Annotated in this window: 16 protein-coding genes; 6 read left to right on the top strand and 10 right to left on the bottom strand. The window is 69.3% G+C overall.

The genetic code is table 11. From position 1 onward, the window contains the following. Nucleotides 1–91 precede the first annotated feature (91 nt). Nucleotides 92–622, top strand: coding sequence for an SRPBCC domain-containing protein (locus ND747_RS05235; protein WP_251732254.1), 531 nt, complete (start codon nucleotides 92–94; stop codon nucleotides 620–622). A gap of 86 nt (nucleotides 623–708) precedes the next feature. Here the strand turns inward: ND747_RS05235 and ND747_RS05230 are convergent, their stop codons facing one another. After that, nucleotides 709–2307 (bottom strand): sensor histidine kinase, encoded by a 1599-nt coding sequence (locus ND747_RS05230; protein WP_251732252.1) that lies wholly within the window; start codon nucleotides 2305–2307, stop codon nucleotides 709–711. 147 nt (nucleotides 2308–2454) lie between these two features. Here ND747_RS05230 and ND747_RS05225 point away from each other — a divergent pair, with 147 nt between their 5' ends. Together ND747_RS05225 and ND747_RS05220 are read left to right on the top strand one after the other, a co-directional pair. Next, nucleotides 2455–2889 carry a response regulator gene (locus ND747_RS05225; protein WP_251732250.1) on the top strand — a complete coding sequence of 145 codons (435 nt, stop codon included), beginning with the start codon at nucleotides 2455–2457 and terminating at the stop codon, nucleotides 2887–2889. 114 nt (nucleotides 2890–3003) lie between these two features. Next, on the top strand, nucleotides 3004–4821 hold the full coding sequence (locus ND747_RS05220) for a SpoIIE family protein phosphatase (RefSeq protein WP_251732248.1): 1818 nt from the start codon (nucleotides 3004–3006) through the stop codon (nucleotides 4819–4821). Nucleotides 4822–4982: 161 nt separating this feature from the next. Here ND747_RS05220 and ND747_RS05215 read toward each other — a convergent pair whose 3' ends face one another. The 6 genes from ND747_RS05215 to ND747_RS29685 all read right to left on the bottom strand — a co-directional run bounded on the left by ND747_RS05215 (nucleotide 4983) and on the right by ND747_RS29685 (nucleotide 9544). Continuing rightward, nucleotides 4983–5612, bottom strand: a complete 630-nt coding sequence (locus ND747_RS05215) for an OmpA family protein (RefSeq protein WP_251732247.1) — start codon at nucleotides 5610–5612, stop codon at nucleotides 4983–4985. Continuing rightward, nucleotides 5609–6052: a hypothetical protein gene (locus tag ND747_RS05210; RefSeq protein WP_251732245.1), complete on the bottom strand. Its 444-nt coding sequence runs from the start codon at nucleotides 6050–6052 to the stop codon at nucleotides 5609–5611. The genes ND747_RS05215 and ND747_RS05210 overlap by 4 nt, the downstream gene beginning before the upstream one ends. A 280-nt stretch (nucleotides 6053–6332) precedes the next feature. Next, entirely contained in the window at nucleotides 6333–7298 is a 966-nt protein-coding gene (locus ND747_RS05205; protein ID WP_251732244.1) for an ATP-binding cassette domain-containing protein, read from the bottom strand. Next, complete coding sequence (locus ND747_RS05200) at nucleotides 7295–8116, bottom strand: ABC transporter permease (protein WP_251732268.1); 822 nt, start codon at nucleotides 8114–8116, stop codon at nucleotides 7295–7297. The genes ND747_RS05205 and ND747_RS05200 overlap by 4 nt, the downstream gene beginning before the upstream one ends. Nucleotides 8117–8210: 94 nt before the next feature. Then, nucleotides 8211–9041: an ABC-2 family transporter protein gene (locus ND747_RS05195; protein WP_251732242.1), complete on the bottom strand. Its 831-nt coding sequence runs from the start codon at nucleotides 9039–9041 to the stop codon at nucleotides 8211–8213. 83 nt (nucleotides 9042–9124) lie between these two features. Beyond that, complete coding sequence (locus ND747_RS29685; RefSeq protein ID WP_251732240.1) at nucleotides 9125–9544, bottom strand: GNAT family N-acetyltransferase; 420 nt, start codon at nucleotides 9542–9544, stop codon at nucleotides 9125–9127. 1135 nt (nucleotides 9545–10679) lie between these two features. On the opposite strand from ND747_RS29685, the gene ND747_RS05185 reads away from it, so the two are divergent. Together ND747_RS05185 and ND747_RS05180 are read left to right on the top strand one after the other, a co-directional pair. Beyond that, nucleotides 10680–12494: a glycosyltransferase gene (locus ND747_RS05185; RefSeq protein WP_251732238.1), complete on the top strand. Its 1815-nt coding sequence runs from the start codon at nucleotides 10680–10682 to the stop codon at nucleotides 12492–12494. 169 nt (nucleotides 12495–12663) lie between these two features. After that, a complete protein-coding gene (locus ND747_RS05180) occupies nucleotides 12664–13341 on the top strand; it encodes a histidine phosphatase family protein (protein ID WP_374216147.1) in 678 nt (225 codons plus the stop codon). Nucleotides 13342–13453: 112 nt separating this feature from the next. Here the strand turns inward: ND747_RS05180 and ND747_RS05175 are convergent, their stop codons facing one another. Then, complete coding sequence (locus ND747_RS05175; protein WP_251732234.1) at nucleotides 13454–15061, bottom strand: pyridoxal-dependent decarboxylase; 1608 nt, start codon at nucleotides 15059–15061, stop codon at nucleotides 13454–13456. Nucleotides 15062–15212: 151 nt separating this feature from the next. Continuing rightward, nucleotides 15213–15875 (bottom strand): GNAT family N-acetyltransferase, encoded by a 663-nt coding sequence (locus ND747_RS05170; RefSeq protein ID WP_251732233.1) that lies wholly within the window; start codon nucleotides 15873–15875, stop codon nucleotides 15213–15215. A gap of 590 nt (nucleotides 15876–16465) precedes the next feature. Here ND747_RS05170 and ND747_RS05165 point away from each other — a divergent pair. Next, nucleotides 16466–17584, top strand: coding sequence for a ferritin-like domain-containing protein (locus ND747_RS05165; protein ID WP_251732231.1), 1119 nt, complete (start codon nucleotides 16466–16468; stop codon nucleotides 17582–17584). Nucleotides 17585–17658: 74 nt separating this feature from the next. On the opposite strand, the gene ND747_RS05160 is transcribed toward ND747_RS05165, so the two are convergent. After that, nucleotides 17659–18888, bottom strand: a complete 1230-nt coding sequence (locus tag ND747_RS05160) for an acyl-CoA dehydrogenase family protein (protein WP_251732229.1) — start codon at nucleotides 18886–18888, stop codon at nucleotides 17659–17661. Nucleotides 18889–18897: the final 9 nt, after the last annotated feature.

Below are 18897 nucleotides of genomic sequence, written 5' to 3'. Positions count from 1 at the left end.
CACGCCGCCCCTGCGTCGAGGAACCCCACGGGAGCGTCACTGTATCCGGACATCCCGCGGCGACCTGCCCTTCCCGCCTATGGTCGGCGGCGTGTATGCGACCCGGATGAGCTGGCGGATACGGGCACCACGGACGGCGGTGTACCGGGCGTTGACCGATCCGGCCGCGATCGCCCGCTGGCGCGTACCGGACGGGATGAGCGCGTACGTCCACCTCTTCGACGCCCGCCCGGGCGGCGCCTTCCGGATCTCCCTCACCTACGACCAGCCCTCGGGTGACCAGCCCTCGAGCCCCGCCGGATCCGCCCCGGGACCGGCGGGCGGGCCGGTCGGCAAGTCGGGCGCCCGCACGGACACCTACCGTGGCCGCTTCCTGCACCTCGTCCCGGACGAGCAGGTCGTCGAGGAGCTCGCGTTCGAGACCGACGACCCGGCCCTGCACACCACGATGACCATCACCACCACGCTGAGTGACGCCGACACCGATGGTCAGGTCACCGTCGTCCACCTCGCGCACGACGGCATTCCGGACGCCATCCCCGCCGCCGACAACGAGAGCGGCACCCGCATGGCCCTCGCCAGACTCGCCGCCCTCGTCGAGGGCCAGTCGACTCACCCGTGACCTGGCCGCGGCGACCTGGCCGCGGCGACCAGGCCGCGGCGACCAGGCCGACGCGCAGCCCAACCGGCGGCGCTGCCGGCGGGCCGTCAGGCCGGCAGGGTGAACACCACGCGGGTACCCACGGCGAGCTCGGTGTCGAGGTGGATCGTCCCACCGTGGTACTCGATGATCTTCTTGCAGAGGGCGAGGCCGATGCCGGTTCCCGCGTACTCCTCCCGGCTGTGCAGTCGCTGGAAGATGACGAAGATGCGCTCGCTGTACTGCGCCTCGATGCCGATGCCGTTGTCGGTCACGCTGATCCGCCAGTGGTCGCCGTCGCGTGCGGCACCGACGTGGATGAGCGGGGCGCGCTCGGGGTGGCGGAACTTGATGGCGTTGCCAAGCAGGTTGGTCAGCAGCATCTCCAGGTGTGCGGGGTGCCCGGTGACGGTCGGGAGCGGGTCATGGGACACCTGCGCGCCGCTTTCCTGGATGACGAGGTCCAGGCCTTCGACCACCCGGCCGTGGAGCTGTTCGAGGTCGACGGTCTCGGCGGGGCGGTCCGCCCGGCCCGCGCGGGAGAACGCGAGCAGGTCCTGGATGAGTTTCTGCATCCGGGCCGCGCCGTCGACGATGAACGTCATGTACTGGTCGCCGCGCTCGTCGAGCTGGCCGGCGTAGCGCCGCTGCAGCAACTGGCAGAAACTCGTCACCTTGCGCAGGGGTTCCTGCAGGTCGTGGGACGCGACGTAGGCGAACTGCTCCAGGTCGGTGTTGGACCGACGCAGTTCCTCGGCCTGGCGGTCGAGCTCCGACCGGGCCTGTTCGGAGGCGGCGAGGGCGGTGGCGAGCCGGCTGCGCATCAGATCCACGGCGCGGGCCACGGTCTGGATGTCCGCGGGGCCGCCGATGCGGATCGGATGCTCGAAGCTGCCGGCGGCGACCCGCTCGGCGTCGCTGGCGAGGCGGGCCAGCGGCGTGGACACCCCGCGGCGCAGCCCGACGAAGGCGAGCACCGCGCCGACGAGGATCACGGCGGCGATCGCGCCGAAGGTCCAGTTCCGCAGCCGCCGGACGTGGATCAGATCCGTGCGGGCCTGGGCGCGGGCGGTGCCCAGCCGATCCTGCAGGGTGATACTCGCCGCGCGCAGACCGTCGAACGCCGCCTTGCCGACGGTGGCCTGCGCGGTGGCGAACGCCACGGGGGCGCCCGGCGGTGCGGCGACGACCCGGTCCGCGTACACCCGATGCCAGGTGCTGGCCCGTCCAAGCAGGGCGTCCAGGGGGCCGGTGGGGGTGCCGTCGACGGTCAGCAGCCGGCGCAGGTCGCCCACCAGCCGGTCCTGATCCGCGAGCCCCTGGCGGTACGGCTGGAGGAACTCGGCCTGACCGGTCATCCCGAAGCCGCGCACCCCGCTCTCCTGGCCCACCAGAGCCGCGTCGAGGCGGACCGCGGCGAGCAGCGCGGGGGTGCTGCGGTCGATCAACCGCTGGTTGACCGAGGTCGCGTGGGCCAGCAGCCAGGTGCCGAGCACCCCCAGCGCGACCAGCACTGTCAGCGTGCTGCCCACCCCGGCCGACAGCCACCGGGCGGTGGTCCAGCCGGACGGCCGGCGCCGCCCGTCCTCGCCCGGTTCTGCCTGGTTGCGGGCGGTCCCGGGCCCCGTCGGATCGACCTCGCCGAGGACTGTCGGTTGCGACGCCACTTCGCCCGCCTTCCACCGGTCCGTCGCACCTGGGGCCCGCCCGTCGGGCACCCAACAAGATCATCGCACTGGACGTCCGGGTCATGTCATGATGACGGGGCACCAACCACCGCACGACGAGTGTGGGGCGATGGAGACCGGGAACCGATGACCGCTGCCGCACCAAGCCGCCCCTACGACATCCTGCTCGCCGAGGACGATCCCGGTGATGCCCTGCTCATCGAAGAGGCGTTTTCCTCCCGGGGGCTCGGCCAGCACCTGCACACCGTCGGCGATGGCGTCCAGGCGCTGGAACACCTGCACGATCCGTCCCGGCCGCGGCCGGACCTGATCCTGCTCGACCTCAACATGCCGCGGATGGATGGCCGCGAGACGCTCGCCGCCATCAAGGCCGATCTGGAGCTGCGCACCATCCCGGTGGTCATCCTCACCACCTCGAACGCGCCCGACGACATCGCCGGCAGCTACGAGCTGCACGCGAACGCCTACGTGTGCAAACCCACCGATCTAGACGACTTCCTCGACACCGTCCACACCATCGACGACTTCTACCTGGGTCTGGTCCGGCTACCACGGCCCTGAGCCGGCCTGACCGGCTCCACGGCGAGCAGCTCCGGTCGGGCAGATGTCCGGTATCTTCCGGGCAGATGTCCGACGATCAGGCGATCATGGGCCGCGGAAGTCAGGATGGGTGCGGTGACGTCGGGCTCTGAGCGGGGGGCGACGCCGGCGGAGCTTCGGGCCGAGCAGCTGCTGGACTCCATGCCGGTGGGGTTCATCGCGTGGGACGCCGACTGGCGTTGCAGCGGCGTCAACCCCGCGGGTGAGCGCCTGTGCGGTCGGTCCCGCGCCGAGCTGCTGGGCAGATCGCTGTGGGACATCTTCCCCTTGGTGGTCGGCACCGAGTTCGAGACCGTCTACCGACGCGTCGCGGCCCGCCGAGCGCCGGAGAACATCGAGATCTTCTACCCCGAGCCGCTGAACCGATGGCTCGACATCCACGTCATCGGGGACACCAGTACCGCCGGTGGTGTCGCGGCCTACTTCCTGGACGTGACGCAACGCCACGAGGCGATCGAACGGGAACGGTCCATCACCCGGTCGCTGCTCGACATCTCCGCGGCCCGCGACGTCGCGGCGCGCCAGGCCGCCAGCCTGGCCGAGGTCGCGCTCGCCCTGACCACCGTGGACACCGTCGAAGCCCTCGAGGCCGTCGTGGTGGTGCGGGGGCTGGCCACCCTCGGCGCCGACGGCGGTGCTGTCACGTCACCCGACCACAACGGCACCTGGCGGATCACCCTCAACGCCGCCCTCGGTGAACGTGCCCAGCGCACCTACAGCCTCGCCCCGTATGACAGTCCGCTGCCCGTCTGCTGGACCGCCCGGACGGGCCGGCGGCTACTGTTGCCCACCCAGGCCGCCGGCCTGGCCTTCGACCCGGTGATGGCCACCGTCTACGCCGACACCGCCCGGCTGGGCTGGGCCGTCCTGCCGCTGACCGTGCGGGGCGAGATCCTGGGCAGCCTCGCCGCGGCCTGGGTGGAGGAACACGAACCCACCGAGAGTGAACTGGACCTGCTCGCCGGCTTCGCGGCCCAGTGCGCGCAGGCGCTGCACCGGATCCGCTCGGTCCAGCAGGAACGGCGCACCGCCCGGGAGGTACGCCAACTCGCGGAGGCCCTGCAGGGCGTCCTGATGACCCCGCCGCCCACCCCCGCCGGCCTGCAGATCGAGGTGCGCTACCAGTCCGCCCAGGACGCCGCCCAGATCGGCGGCGACTGGTACGACGCCTTCGAACACGCCGACGGCTCGACCGTCCTCGTCATCGGCGATGTCACCGGGCACGACAGCACCGCGGCCGCGAAGATGGCGCAGTTGCGCGGCCTGCTGCGCACCCTGGCCTACACCGCCGACCTCACCCCCGCCGCCAACCACATCCCCACCCCCACCGAGGCCGTCCCGGCCTGCAGGCCGCCGGCCAGGGAGCCGAACAGGCAGGACCATCAGGACCGGCCCGGTCCCCTCGCCGCCGTGCTCAGCGCGCTCGAACACACCGCGGTGGGTCTGGGCGTGGACGCCCTCGCCACCATCGTCCTTGCCCGCGTCGGTGCCGCCCCCGCCGACGCCGACGCCGACAGCAGCACGCAGGTACGCGCTCTGCACTGGTGCAACGCCGGGCATCTGCCACCGATTCTCGTGCACGCCGACGGCTCCACCGAAATCCTCGAAACGGCCCGGATCGACCGGCTGCTCGGCTTCGACACCCTCGCCGACCGGCGCGACCACACGGCACCCCTGCCCCCTGGCACCACCCTGCTGCTCTACACCGACGGCCTCGTCGAACGTCGCGGCGTCTCGCTCGACGAAGGACTCGACGACCTCCGGGCGGTTCTGGCCGACCTCGCCGCCGAGGATCTCGCCGGCCTCTGCGACGGTGCCCTGGCCAGAATGGCGCCGCGCACCGGAGAAGACGACATCGCGCTACTCGCCCTGCGTTCCATACCCGCGCACTGACCGGGATACCCGCCGGCCCCGGGTGGCCGTGACAGCGCTGGGTACATACGGAACCGACTGGATTTTCGGCCCGATCCCGGAACCGCGATGTCGCGCCGGGAAAAACTCTTCCGGCCAGTTTCTGGCCGACCACAGTCAGGGCAGGACGACTACCGGTCACATCACGTCCGAAAAGTAATCTCGACGCGGCGGTTGCGGGCCCGGCCCGCCGGATTGTCCTGGCCGTCGGTCGTGTTCGCTGCCACCGGTTCGGCCGAACCCCGTCCCTCGACCGAGAACCCCAGACCCGGCAGCCGCGGACGCAACGCCGTGGCCACCGCCTCGGCCCGTTGGCGCGACAGCGGAACATTCACCGTGTCGCTGCCGACATCGTCGGTGTGACCGACTACCTCGACCGTTCCGGATGCACCCGCCGCCGCCTCGACCAGCGAGTCCAGGCGGGCGCGGGCGCCCGAGGTCAGGGTGGCGCTGCCGAACTCGAACAACACGTCGGAGGCCAGCGTGACCGTGGTCTCGTTGCCGACCTTCCGACTCGACTCGGATCCGTCCAGCGCCTCGACCTCGAAAACCAGCGGCAGAACATCGGCCTTCGTCGCCAGAATGTCGGAAACCAGCGGCACAATTGTGGGCACGGCAGGTGTTCCGATTGCCGGCAGCGGCAGGGCCGGTACCTCCACCGGCACCTGCGCGGCTGCCGGTGGAGGCGAGAAGCCCACCATGGGAGCGACCATCAGGACCATCACCAGGCCAATCGTGAGCCGCCCCACCGGAGCAACCCCCTGACGGCTCATGACAGCGGGACCCCGCCGGCCAGGGTGAAACCATCCCAGTTGACGGTCAGGCTGGACACGTTCTTCGGGGGCGCGGGAAAGGTCACGATGGCATCGGTGCGGGCGCCGGGCGACAGGTCCTCAGTGAAGGGAAAGGGGGTGCAGACACAGTTATTGTCCGTATCCCGCAACGGATAGTAACGAAGCTTCGCGACCGGATCGATGAGCGTCACTCCGGAGGCGGTCATGGAGCTGTATTTCAGGCCGCTACCAGCCAGAACGGAGTAGGACATCGGTTCCGACCCGCCGTTCGTGATGGTGACGGCCAACGTCACCGTGGTCGACGAATCCCGCCGCAGGGACGTCACGGCAATGGCTACTCCGGATCGTTCCGGCCCGGTGCCATGCACGGTCGCAAGCACCGTGGACGACTGCGCCGGTGCCGCCTCGTTCGCCACCACGGACGAGCCCCGGTTTCCCTGCGGCGGAGCAGGCGACTCACCGTCGCTCCCCGATGCGCAGGACGCCAAAGGAAGAATCACGACCGCAAGGAAGGCAGCGAGAAGGGCGGATCCTCTCGTCATGTACATGCAGGACATATTGCCTCATAACATCGAGACAAGGCCTGGTACGGCGACTTTCGGTCGGGATCCCGACAATTTTGCTGACCAGCAGACCAGCAGACCAGGCAGCGGGTTGCCGGGAGAACCCAGGCCGTTCGTCTACAGGTGGTATTGCGGTCTACAGGTGGTACTGCGGACCGCGGGCGTAGATGCGGCGGACGACATCCTCGATGTCAGGTTCCTCGACGGTGAAGTCGAGGACCTCGGCGCGCTGCGCGACCGCGGCGAACACCTGGGCGGCGGTACTGGCCTGCGCGTCGAACGCCAGGCGTTGCCGCAGTCCGCGGATCTCGCTGGCGAGGTGACGTGCGCCGGGGATGTCCGTCAGATCCGGTGTGGGTTCGGCCAGGACCACGGCCAGCACCCGTTCGGCGCCGGACGCGCGGGCGAGCCCGGCCAGGTCGCCATCGTAGACGAGCCGGCCGTGGTCGATGACCAGCACCCGATCGCACAGCCGCTCGACGTCGCCCATGTCGTGGGTGGTCAGCAGCAGCGTCGTGCCGTGGGAGCGGCGCTGTTCGACGAGGAACTCGCGCAGCCGCTGTTTGGACAGCACGTCCAGGCCGATCGTGGGTTCGTCCAGGATGATCAGTCGGGGCGCGTGCAGCAGCGCGGCGGCGATCTCGGCCCGCATCCGCTGGCCCAGCGACAGCTGGCGGACGGGGACGGTCAGAAACTCGGCCATGTCGAGGCGTTCGACCAGCTCGGCGGTACGGGCCCGTTCGACGTCACCGGGCAGGGCGTGGATCGCGGCCAGGATCCGGAACGACTCCCGCAGCGGCAGATCCCACCACAGCTGCGAACGCTGGCCGAACACCACCCCGACCTGCCGGGCGATCCGGCGGCGGTCGGCGACCGGTCGCAGTCCGCAGGTCGTCACCGTTCCGCTGGTCGGGACGAGGATGCCGGTGAGCATTTTGATGGTGGTGGACTTGCCGGCGCCGTTCGCGCCGATGTAGCCCACCGCCTCCCCCGGCTCGATCCGGACGCTCAGCTCGTCGACGGCGGTCAGCACCCGGCGCCGAAGCCCCTCTCGGACTGTGAACCGCCTGGTCAGACCGACGGTTTCGATGATCGTGCTCATCCGCCCCCGCTGCGGTAGTGCCGGACGCCCCAGCGCCAGGACAACAGTGCCATTCCCCACACCCACAGCGCGGCCAGCGGGCCGCACCAGCCCAGCCAGGTCGGAAACCAGGCCGGCCCCGGCAGACCGAGTAGCCGCAGGGTCGGCAGGAATCCGGTGAACGCCATGGGAACGGCAAACCCGAACACCGCCCTGACCGGCCGTGACCACACCGACGCCGGCTGGGTGGCGGCGTAACGGCCGCCATACGTCACCGCATTGGTCATCTCCGCACCGTCAATCAGAAAGAACTGGGCCCCCGCCGCCCAGACGAACAGCGCGGCGAACATCGCGACCCCGCTGACGAGGGCGACCACCACCAGGGCGACGCTCGACGCGCCCCAGGCAATGTCGTTGACGGCCAGGCCGGCCCCGAGCGCGCCGACGCCGACGGATGCGCGGGCCAGCCGACGCAGTGAGATGTCACAGGTGACCAGCTGCAGCAACAGTGGCTGCGGCCGTAGGTAGAACACGTCCAGGGTGCCGGCGCGCAGATAGTCGGACAGTTCGTCGCAATGCCCGAAGGTCAGGTCGGCGAGGCTGAAGGCCAGATCGGCCAGCCCGAAGACCAGCAGCATCTGCTGGAATTCCAGCCCACCGAGCCGGGTCACCGCGTGAAACAGCACCCAGATCTCCGCCAGCTCGACCACCGCGGCGAGCAGCGAACTCACCAGGTCCAGGGCGAAGTTCGCCCGATAGGCGGTCTGCGACCGGGCCCGGGATGCCAGCACCACCCGATAGGGCCGCAGCCGCGCCCGCAGATCGCCCCGCACCGGCAGATGGGCTTCACCGCCCCACCGCCAGATGTCCTTCCCGGCCGGTACCTCAACCACCCCGCACCTCAACCACCCCGCACCTCAACCACCCTGCACCTCAGCCACCCTGCACCTCCAGATGGCGCCGGCCGGCGCGGGTGAGGACCTGACCCAGCGCCGCGATGCCGGCCAGCCAGGCGACCTGGGCCGCCAGCCGGCCGCACATGCCAGCGACGTCGGTGTGCCCGCCGAGCACGTCCACCGGGTACATCATCATGGCCGGGAACGGTGTCGCCTGCGCCAGGATTCGCAGAAACGGCGGAAACAGCGCGACCGGAACGAACATGCCGGCCAGGAAACCTGACATCACCATGTAGCAGATCTGGATGCCGCGCGTCTCCACCAGCCAGAACCCGGCGACCCCGACCAGGTAGGCACTCGCCACCGAAAGCACGATTCCCAGCACGATGCTGAGCGCGCCGAGCGGGAATGCCGCCGCCGAGGCCGGCAGCGCCATTCCGATGGCAGCCCCGATAGCAAGCATCGGAATGGCGCGCGAGATCAGCGCGAACAGTGCACGCCCGACCTCGATCGTGATCTCGGCCGCCTGCACATCGAGCGGACGCAGGAAGTCGACCACGACAGACCCGTCCTTCACCCGGGTGGCCATCTCGCTGCGCCCGTTGAGGTTGAGCGCGCCGAGCAACCCCTGGGAAATCCAGATGTAGGCGTTCATCTGCCCGACGTCGTAGCCGGCCACCTCACCGCCGGCCGCCCGGACCGTGGCGAACAGCACCGCCACCTTGAGCAGCCCGAACGCCGTGTTGGCCGCCAGCCCACCCAGCATCGCCGCCCGATAGGCCGACTGCCGGCGAAAACCCGCCCGCAACAGCCGCCAGTACACCCGTGCCGTGGCCCGCGGGCCGAAACCGACCCCCGGCTCCGCCATAACCACCGACAGACCATATCTCCCATGGACAGATCTCGACGGCCCACAGCGACCGTCTGGCGTCGAATGATCGCCTCTGGTCGTCAGGTTCCTGACCCGGCCACCGGCGTGAACAGCACCACGGCGCGCTCTTCGACCGGCACGAAGCCGAGCCGTTGATACACACCGTTGCTGGTCGGGTTCGCCAGATCGGTGAACAGCAGGACCTCGCGCGCTCCCGCGTCGAGGGCCGCCTGGCTCACCGCTGCCGTCACCGCACCGGCATAGCCATGGCGCCGCAACGCCGGCGGCGTGTAAACGGGCCCGACACGCACCATCGCGCCCACCGGCTGGGCAATACCTGCTACCGAGACCGGCGTGCCATCAACCTCCCACACGGTGAGGCCGCCGTAGCCGAGCCGATTGTCGACCTGCCGTGCCGCATCACCGACCGAATCACCGAGATCCCGATGGAAGGCCGCGATCCAGGCCACCAGCAGATCCCGGTCGGCCGCCTCGGCCACCCGGGGACGACCCGCGGGGCCGGGCCGCGGCGGCACCAGGCTCCCGAGCCGGTACAACCGCTCCCGACGACGAAGATGCGCCGCGGCAGCCGTCCGTCGCTGCCACGCCGACGCGAACGCGCGGGCAACATCACCGCTGGCATTCACCCCGGACAGCGGCCTTCCGGACGGCCAGGACGCGACCAGCGACTCCACGGCCTGCTCCGAAGCCTTCGTCAGCAGGAGACCGTAGGGCGGGGTGTGTACAAAAGCACTCGCCACGAGACCATCGGCCGACAGCCCACCAGCCGAACAGCGGAGCAGCATCCCCGAACGCCGCCAGGCCTCGCGCCCGCAGCGTCTCGACGACCGTCACCAGCACGGTGTTCTCCGCCAGCCGCGACGTCAGAAAACCGCCCGCCGCCGCAAGATAGTCATCAGGGTTATCCGTCATGAACCAGGCCACGCCTCATGGTCCAGCCGAGAACGCCTCGGCGCACCTCGTTTTTCTGCGGCGCTGTCCAAGGCCGCATGACTGTGGCCCGCGGGGCCGGGAGCCGTCCCGACACAGACCACGTAGCCGGGCCGATTCCAACCTCCAGCAAACCGGCCACCCACTTCTCTGCGGGGAGAATGCCGGCGGATCCGGATCTCGATCCTCTTCGCCCGGCCGACCAGGCAGTATTCTCGTGGTTCAGAGGCTGCCATGGTCAGGGTGCGGAGCGCGGTCGCTGGGCACGGTGACAGCCGGGCTGAGCGACCACGCTGTGGCGGGTGACCCCGGGCCTCGCAACGATCGAGCCACAATACGCACACCCAGTATCAGGATGGCTACATTGCGCGGAGGACAGGAGTGGCGCGCAGCTGCTCGACACCACTCAGGGCATCCTCGACGGCGCCGTGGCTCGGCACCGCCGGCCGACAGCACGTTTCCCTCGCAACGGTGGCCCCCTTCCGACACGCACGGGGGTCCCCTTTCACGGAAGGGCGGATCAAACCCAGAAAACTCGTCCGAACTGGGAAGTTACGCACCACGCGTGCGACACCCCCGGGGAATTTCTAAATTATTCAACGTTGACCGGACCTTCGGTGGGCGGTGTATTCGAGCAAAAGGCCAGATGGGAGGATGCCACCGGAAATCGAGAGGAGATCCCCCGTGAATCCTGCCGGACCCGAGGGTGGAGACAGTGCGGACGTCCATGAGGTCACCACACTGACGGCACAGCGGGCCCCGGCCCGGCTTCCGCCACCAGCACCACCCGCCAGCACCACGAGACCCCTGACCCCCATGACGTCCCACCGGCCCACGATTCCCACCCAGGCCGCCGTCATCGAGACCACGGCCGGCACCGTTCACACCGGTCCGTCCACCTCGGCACGCCAGACCGGGCCGGCGCCGCTGACGGAGATGGCGCCGCTGACCGACGAGGACGCCTGGGAAGGGGTACCCGTCGGCCGGTTGCGCACCCTTGCCGGACCAGCGCTGGCCATGGTCGTCGTCCTGATCGGGGCGGTGTACCTGGTCTGGCGGGCCGGTGGGTTGGGTGGCACCGGGGTGGCCGGAGGCCTGTTCTACGCGGCGGAGGTCGCCAGCTATTTCGCGGTCGTGTGGACGGCGGTGATGACCGCGCGGATCCGGCCGGGTCGGGTCCGCCGTGCGCCGGCGCCCGTGGGCACCCTGGACGTGTTCGTCACCGTCTGCGGCGAGCCGGTGGAGATCGTCGAGGCGACGCTGCGGGCGGCCGTCGCCATCGACTACCCGCATCGCACCTACGTCCTCAACGACGGTCGAATCGCCCGCCGGAACAACTGGCGTGAGATCGACGAGCTGGCCGCCCGGCTCGGCCTGACCTGCTTCACCCGCACGGACGGGACCAGGGGCAAGGCCGCGAACCTGAACCACGCCCTGGCCCGCACCGACGCCGAGGCGATCATGACGCTGGACGCCGACCACATCGCCGTTCCCGACCTGGCCGAGCGGGTCCTGGGCTATCTGCGGGTCCCGACGGTCGGGTTCGTCTGCACCGAGCAGCGTTTCGACGTCGGCCGGTACGACGTGCTCAACAATGCCGAGCCCATGCTGTACCGGGCGGTGCAGCCGGCGAAGGACCGCGACGGCGCGGCGAGTTCCTGCGGAAACGGCACCCTGTACCGGCGTACGGCACTCGAGTCCGCCGGCGGTTTCAGCGAATGGAACATCGTCGAGGACCTGCACACGTCCTACGAACTGCATTCCCGCGGCTGGCGCAGTGTCTACCATCCACAGCCGGTGTCCGTCGGCATCGCGCCGGCCACCGCCGCCGAGTACGCCCGCCAGCGCAGCCGGTGGGCGATGGACGGGCTACGCCTGCTGCTGTTCGACAGCCCACTGCGCAAGCCGGGGCTCAGCGGCTGGCAGCGCGCGCACTACCTGCACACCGGCATCGGCTACCTGGTGGCCTGTGCGCAGATGATGTTCCTGCTCGGTCCGCCGCTGAGCGCCGTGGCCGGGATCCAGATCGCCGCCGGCAGCTCGCTGACCGCCTACATGCTGCACGCGCTGCCGTACCTGCTCGGCTCGATGCTGCTCGTCGCCTACCACGCCGGTCTGCGCGGCGCGCACCGCACGATCGCGAGCACCCTGTTCAACGCGCCGCTGTACGCGCTGGCGTTCGTGCGCGTCGTGCTCGCCGGACGGCCCGAGTCCGGCACCACCGCGAAGACCGCGCTGCCGCGGATGTCGCTGCTGCTGCTGCCCCAGGCCCTGTTCGCCGCCGCGCTGATCGCCACCATCGTCGTGGTCGGGCTCAACCCGGACATGGCCGACCTGTCCGCGCTGGTGTGGGCGGGTGCACTGCTGGCGATGATCGCCGGGCCGCTGTCCGCGATCTCGCGGCGACCCGCGCTGGTCGAACGGGCCCAGCTGCCGATCCGCCTCACCATCGCGGCGACGGTGCTCGGCTTCGCCGCGACCGCCCTGCTCACCGGCTGATTCCGGCGGCCCGGCCGATTCCCGCTGATCCCCGGACCTGCTCGACCACCGGACCTGCTCGACCACCGGACCTGCCCGACCACCGGGGGTCCGTCCGCCGTGTCGCCCACGCTCGGAGGCACGTCACAGCAATCGCGCGACGGCGGGCACAACACTAGAATCCGTGGCGATGCGTCTCATGTTGCTCCGCCACGGACAGACCCCGCACAACGTCGCCGGTGCCCTCGACACCGGCCGGCCGGGAGCCGAGCTGACGGCTTTCGGCCACACGCAGGCGCAGGCCCTGCCCGACGCGCTGCACGGGCAACCGATTTCAGCGCTGTACGCCTCGATCCTGATCCGCACCCAGCTCACCGCGGCGCCCCTCGCCCAAGCCCGTGGGCTGGGGGTCACCGTGGTGGAGGGCATCGAGGAGATCACCGCGGGTGATCTTGAGCTGCGTAGCGACCGGGCCTCCGTCGTGGCGTACATCGACGTGATCGGCAGCTGGCTGCAGGGCGATCTGGACCGCGCGTTGCCGGGTGGGCACTCCGGGCACGCGTTTGTCGCCCGCTATGACGCCGCCCTCGCCGGCATCGCAGCCGCGCACGACGAGTCCGACGCCGTCCTGGTCGTCAGTCACGGTGCCGCGATCCGGGCCTGGGCGGGCCTGCGGGCCCATGGCGTGGGATCCGTCGAGGACCGGTGGCTCGCGAACACGGGCATGGTCACCCTCGACGGCGACCCCGCAGCCGGCTGGACCTTCGTCGACTGGCAAGCCCACCCGCTGGGCGGGGCCGTTCCGGCCGCCGTCGCCGCGCACGACGTCACCGGCGCCCCCATCCCCGAGGCCGTCACCGAGAGCTGAGCCCGCTCGCGCGTCGCCCCACGCGGTGACGCGGCGGGCCTCGTCAGCCAGGGAGATCGCGGGCAGGCGGGTCAGGGCGGGTGGGTCCTGGGCATCACAGCTCGCCAGCTCGTCACCCGACCTGTTCCTGCTCGACGGGGTCCCCAACCGGAAACGCTCCCGGCCGACGGAGATCGCGGACCAGTCCGTCAACCACATCGGGTGTCACATGCCGCATCGTGAACAGGTGCGCGTAGGTTCGCCGCCGCCCGCGCACGTGGATCGTCTCGTACGACAGCGAGTACTTCTGGACGAGCCAGGCAGCGGGCCGGCGAAAGCGAACGGTGAGCGAGAACGGGCTGCGCGCCACCCACAGATCGAGACCCAGCTCCTTCTCGAGCGCTCGCAGGCAGCTCTCGGCGTACGCTGCCATCCGGTCGCATTCGGCTGCCCACCGGGCCTGTTCGTCGTAGGAGTGGCGAGCCAGATAATCCCACATCAACAGGGGCGAGAATCCGTTGCGTGATCCGGCGAGGGTCGTGTCGGCCGATCCTATGTACTCGGACTCCCGGGGCGGAACCATCTGGAGCCCGGTGCGTGTCATGAAGACTCCGCACGGCCAGGGTGCCCCCATCCACTTGTGGCCGCTCGCGGTGATGGAGTGCACCGTCGACAGGCGGAAGTCGAACACCGGGGGCGCCGCCGCGACCAGGCCGGCCCGGCGGGCCATCTCCAGATAGGGAACATAGCCAGCGCCCAGCGCACCGTCCACGTGGACCCAGTACCCGGTGCGCAGATCGAAGTTCCCGGGCTGGACCTGGTCTTCACGGGCATGGTGGTCGAAATAGACGGGGCGTTCGTCCAGGCCGTGTTTCGCGCAGATCTCGTGAACCGTCCTCGATGCAGCCTCCACATCGTCGTAGGAACCCTTGAAGGTCGAACCGTAGTTCAGGTTGACCAGAACGGGAAACCCGCGGGACGCGAAGAACTCCACAAGCACCGCCAGCCGGTCGACGTCGATCGTGCCATCGCCGTCGGCGCCACCGACCGACGGCACCTCCGCCGGCCAGGGGGTGCCCGGATCCAACGGGTTCTCGTCCGGGAACCAGCGGCGGCCGACGTCCTGGAAGGTGTCGATACCCAGTATCCTGGTCGCCTTGGTCAAGGAGTAGTGCGTGTCCTGCGAGTAGAAGATGACCGGGTGAAAGCTGTTCGATCCCGGCCCGGCCGGACCACCAGCCGGTGCGTACCGGCCACCGCCGGATGGCCGTGGATCCTGTCCAGAATGCAGCATAAGGTGCCCGGAGAGATACTCCCGGGCATTCCACAGGCCGTACAGGTTCCCCTCGCTGGCACCCATCGTCAGGGAGTATCCCCAGTAGGAGTCGGGGTCGTCCCTCCGGTGCGGCCACTTGGCGTTCCAGAGGGAGGCGAAGTAGTCGAGCACCGCACGCTCGAGGATCTTCGAGTTGTGGGTGTAGGCGCCGGTCTGGTATGGATCCCCCACATTGTTGAGAGTCAGACCGAGGTATGGCCCAAGACGTTCCTGGTAATCCAGGTCGCCGCTGACCTGGAAGCCGACCGACGCCTTGCACTGCTGCTCCAGCCAGGATCGGAAAAGATCCTCCGCCGCCGCATACTGATCTTCGGTGAGTCCACTGGCAGGCAGTTGGAACTGACCGTAGGGGGTTCCCTGGACACTGACGTAGGCCTGGCGGGGATCGCTGCTGGGCGGCGTCACGTCGGGTGATCCCGAAATCAGCGCGAGTCCACCGAAGGAGTTCCGCCAGGGCGTGTCCGCCGGCCCGAAGGCGATCTCGGGAACTCCTGGGTCCGTAGGATGTTCTGACATCATTCCTCTGTCCGGTCGGGCGTGTCCCGCGTCCGCGGGATCACACCGCGGGCGGATCCGGTTCGCGCCAGACGGGGTAGAGGGATGGTCCGCCGGCCGGCAGCACGATCTCGTTGCCGACCCGGCGCAGCCCCATCTCCAACCACAGGTCGCGGTTCTGCTGGCTCGACGCCTCCGCGTACAGGCCAAAACCCCGCAGGTCCTCCAGCTTCAGCAGGGCACGTATGAGCAGGACGGCCCGCCCCACAGCCGCCGGTTCGGGACGCGCGGCGGCGAACATCACGTGATAGTGGGCCGGCAGGCCCGGCGGGTGCTGGTCGTCGAGGGCCCGCATCAGCGCGACAGCCCGTTCGCCACACTCGCCGCAGGCCTCGGCCAGACGCCGGAAGTACCGCGCCTGTTCCCGCTCACCCAATGCCGGCTCGCCGGGCGGCGACCACACGGCGACCGCGGCGTACTCGGGTGCGACCCCCACCTGCCCGCCGTGTTCGAGCAGTAGTTCGGTGGTGATCCGGAAGAAGGCGGCCATCAACCGTTCGCGGTGTGCGACGGTCGGCGGGAAGGCCCAGTTCAGGATCGGGTCAGGGCCGAACGCCTGGGTGAGGGTATCGACCACCGCCGCCATGTCCGGTGTGGCGGTGACCAGGACCGGGTTTCTCCGAGGTCTACGGGTGTGGCTGGAACTCGTCGTCGGCATGGTCATCTCGGCACCTCTTCCTGCAACCCGTGGAGCGGGTTTCCTGCCACCCGTTGACTGGGCCGGGAGGAATCGGCGCCATGTTGCCGGACACCGGCATGTCTCCCGCAGCCGTGGCCAGTGTCGCACCGGCGCCGGGATCGACCATAAATTGCCAGCCGGTAACCATCGTTCGATAACTCTTCGAAATACCTGAGCACCTACCTTGACAGCGGTCCGGGGCGCTCACCCGAAAAATGATCACGCGATACTTTCCGGCCGAATGCCATGGCCACGGAACCGGTCCCCGCGAAACTTCCGCCCAAGCGACGTCTCGACCCAGGTCGGACGCCTTCACCTGGCACGGGACAGCGAGCCGAATATTTTCCCACACGACTCGGCACGGATGCCCTCAATTCACCATGCAGGTTGCGTGCCGAAAGAATCGGAGCATACCTCCGGCAAATTCTGGGAGTTTTCGACAGAACCCTCCGCGACCCCGATGTCGCATTATACTGTTCCCCTATGGCCTGATAGAGAGATCGATGTGGCCGGCCCGGTCACCAGGGCGCAGTATTCGTCGGGGAGCGTCATCCGGCAATGAGGGAGCACAGCTGGTGTCCACGCGAGATCTCTACACGCAGACCCCCGAAGCAGACCGCTGGACCGCCGACGCCGGCGGCCACCCTGTTTTCACCTGGGAATACGACCCCGAGCACGGCCGGCTGCTGGACCTGTACCAGAAGGGCAAGGACCGGCAGTGGGACTCGACCAGACGGATCGACTGGGACCTGGACGTCGACCCCGATGATCCGTTGGGCATTCCCGACGAGGCGAGCGTCCTGTTCGGAACCGACCACTGGAACCGCATGTCGGCGGCCGACCGTACACAGGTGCGCCGGCACTTCGCCGCCTGGCAGTTCTCCCAGTTCCTGCACGGCGAGCAGGGCGCGCTGATCTGCGCGGCACGCATCGTGGAGACCTCCCCCGGCCTGGACGCGAAGCTCTACTCCGCCACCCAGGTGGTCGACGAGGCCCGGCACGTCGAGATCTACACCAGGTTTCTGCACGAGAAGATCGGCCTGCTCTACCCGATCAATGACAGTCTCCAGGGCCTGCTGGCCGACAGCCTGAACGACACGCGGTGGGACCTGCCGTACCTGGGCATGCAGGTCCTCATCGAGGGCCTGGCCCTCGCCGCCTTCGGCCTGATCCGGGACAGCACGACGAAGCCGCTCCCGAAGCAGCTGCTCACCTATGTCATGCAGGACGAGGCCCGGCATGTGGCCTTCGGCCGGATCGCGCTGCGCGACTACTATCGGGGGCTTTCCGACGCCGAGCTCCGGGAACGTGAGGAGTTCGTGATCGAGGGCTGCTACCTGATGCGCGACCGGATCCAGGGCGTCGAGGTCCTGGAGAACCTCGGTCTGCGCCCGGCGGAGGCCAGGGAACTGGTCGAGGCCAGCGAGATGATGAGGATCTTCCGCACGCTGCTGTTCGCCCGGGTCGTGCCGTGCGTGAAGGACATCGGCCTGTGGGGCCCACGGCTGCGGCAGGCCTACGTCGACATGGGCGTTGTGGACCTCGGCGACGCCGACCTGGACCAGCTCATGGCACAGGACGACGACGCCGCCGAGGCACTCGACGTCGAACGCCTGCGCACACGGGAGGAGCAACGAGTCGCCGAGGTGACGGCGACCATCGCCGCCGGCAGGGAGCACCCGGACCCGCAGTAGACCCGCTGTCGGAGCACGACGCGCCAGCCGTCAGAGCCGACGCGCCGGGCCCGAGCGGAGCACCGGGTTTCCCGTCACTCGATTCGGAGCCCGGAGATCGCCCGCGAGATGATGAGTTCCTGAATCTGCTCGGTGCCCTCGTAGATGTCCATGATCTTCGCGTCCCGGTGCCAGCGCTCGACCGGGAACTCGCGGGTGTAGCCGTAGCCGCCGAGGATCTGGATGGCGCGTTCGGTGACCCACACCGCGGTTCGGCCAGCATACAGCTTCGACATCGACCCCTCCGCGTTCTGGTACGTCCCGTTGTGGCCGAGCCAGGCTGCCCGCCAGGTCAGCAGCCGGGCCGCGTCGATCTGGGTGCACATGTTGGCGAGCATGAACGCGATGGACTGCTTCATGATGATCGGCTTGCCGAAGGCGTGACGTTCCTTGGCGTAGTCGAGCGCGTATTCGTAGGCGGCTCGCGCCACGCCGAGAGCCTGGGCGGCCACGGTGGGGCGGGTGGCCTCAAAAGTGGCCATGGCCGGCTGCTTGCCGGAGTGCGCGCCACTGGGCCGCACGAGCGCCTCCCGAGCGCGGGCCAGTTTCGCGTCGAGCTTCTCCTTGCCCCCCAGCAGGTGCGAACCGGGTACCCGTACGCCTTCGAGGACGACCTCCGCGGTGTGAGAGGCCCGAATGCCGTGCTTTCTGTATTTCTGGCCCTGGCTCAGGCCGGCCACCCGGGGGACGACGAAGCTCGCCTGCCCCTTGCCGCCCAGGTTCTTGTCGACGGTGGCGACGACCACGTGGATGTCGGCGATGCCACCGTTGGTGATCCACGCCTTGGTGCCGTCCAGCACCCACTCGTCGGTCCTCTCGTCGTAGACGGCGCGGGTGCGCAGCGACGAGACGTCCGATCCCGCGTCCGGCTCGGACACGCAGAACGCTCCGAGCCGGACGTCGTCGGCGCTCCCATAGCACTGCGGGACCCACTCCATGACCTGCTCAGGGGTACCGTTCGCCGCGATGCCGGCGGCTGCCAGCGCGGAACCCATGATGGCCAGGCCGATGCCCGCGTCGCCCCAGAACAGTTCCTCGACGGCGATCGGCAGGGTGAGGCCGGTCGGGTCACCAAAGGTGCCGTTGCTGACGAAATCCACGCTGTAGAGGCCGATTCTGGCCGCTTCCTGCACCACCGGCCACGGGAACTCCTCGCGCTCGTCCCACTCGGCGGCCACGGGCCGTATCACGTCCACCGCGAAGTCGTGCACCCATTTCCGCAGTGCGCGTTGGTCGTCGTTGAGCGAAACGGAGAAATCGGTCATCTTCTGTGC

The organism is Frankia sp. R82 (assembly GCF_023716925.1).
GTDB lineage: Bacteria > Actinomycetota > Actinomycetes > Frankiales > Frankiaceae > Frankia.
Note: the sequence above shows the minus strand (reverse complement) of the source record. Positions and strands in the feature narration are given on the sequence as shown.

Excerpts from the sequence above, each read along its gene's own strand:
- ND747_RS05225 (WP_251732250.1), top strand. The coding sequence starts at position 2,455 with ATGACCGCTGCCGCACCAAGCCGCCCCTACGACATCCTGCTCGCCGAG.
- ND747_RS05215 (WP_251732247.1), bottom strand. The coding sequence starts at position 5,612 with ATGAGCCGTCAGGGGGTTGCTCCGGTGGGGCGGCTCACGATTGGCCTG.
- ND747_RS05205 (WP_251732244.1), bottom strand. The coding sequence starts at position 7,298 with ATGAGCACGATCATCGAAACCGTCGGTCTGACCAGGCGGTTCACAGTC.
- ND747_RS05195 (WP_251732242.1), bottom strand. The coding sequence starts at position 9,041 with ATGGCGGAGCCGGGGGTCGGTTTCGGCCCGCGGGCCACGGCACGGGTG.
- ND747_RS05180 (WP_374216147.1), top strand. The coding sequence starts at position 12,664 with ATGCGTCTCATGTTGCTCCGCCACGGACAGACCCCGCACAACGTCGCC.
- ND747_RS05170 (WP_251732233.1), bottom strand. The coding sequence starts at position 15,875 with ATGACCATGCCGACGACGAGTTCCAGCCACACCCGTAGACCTCGGAGA.
- ND747_RS05160 (WP_251732229.1), bottom strand. The coding sequence starts at position 18,888 with ATGACCGATTTCTCCGTTTCGCTCAACGACGACCAACGCGCACTGCGG.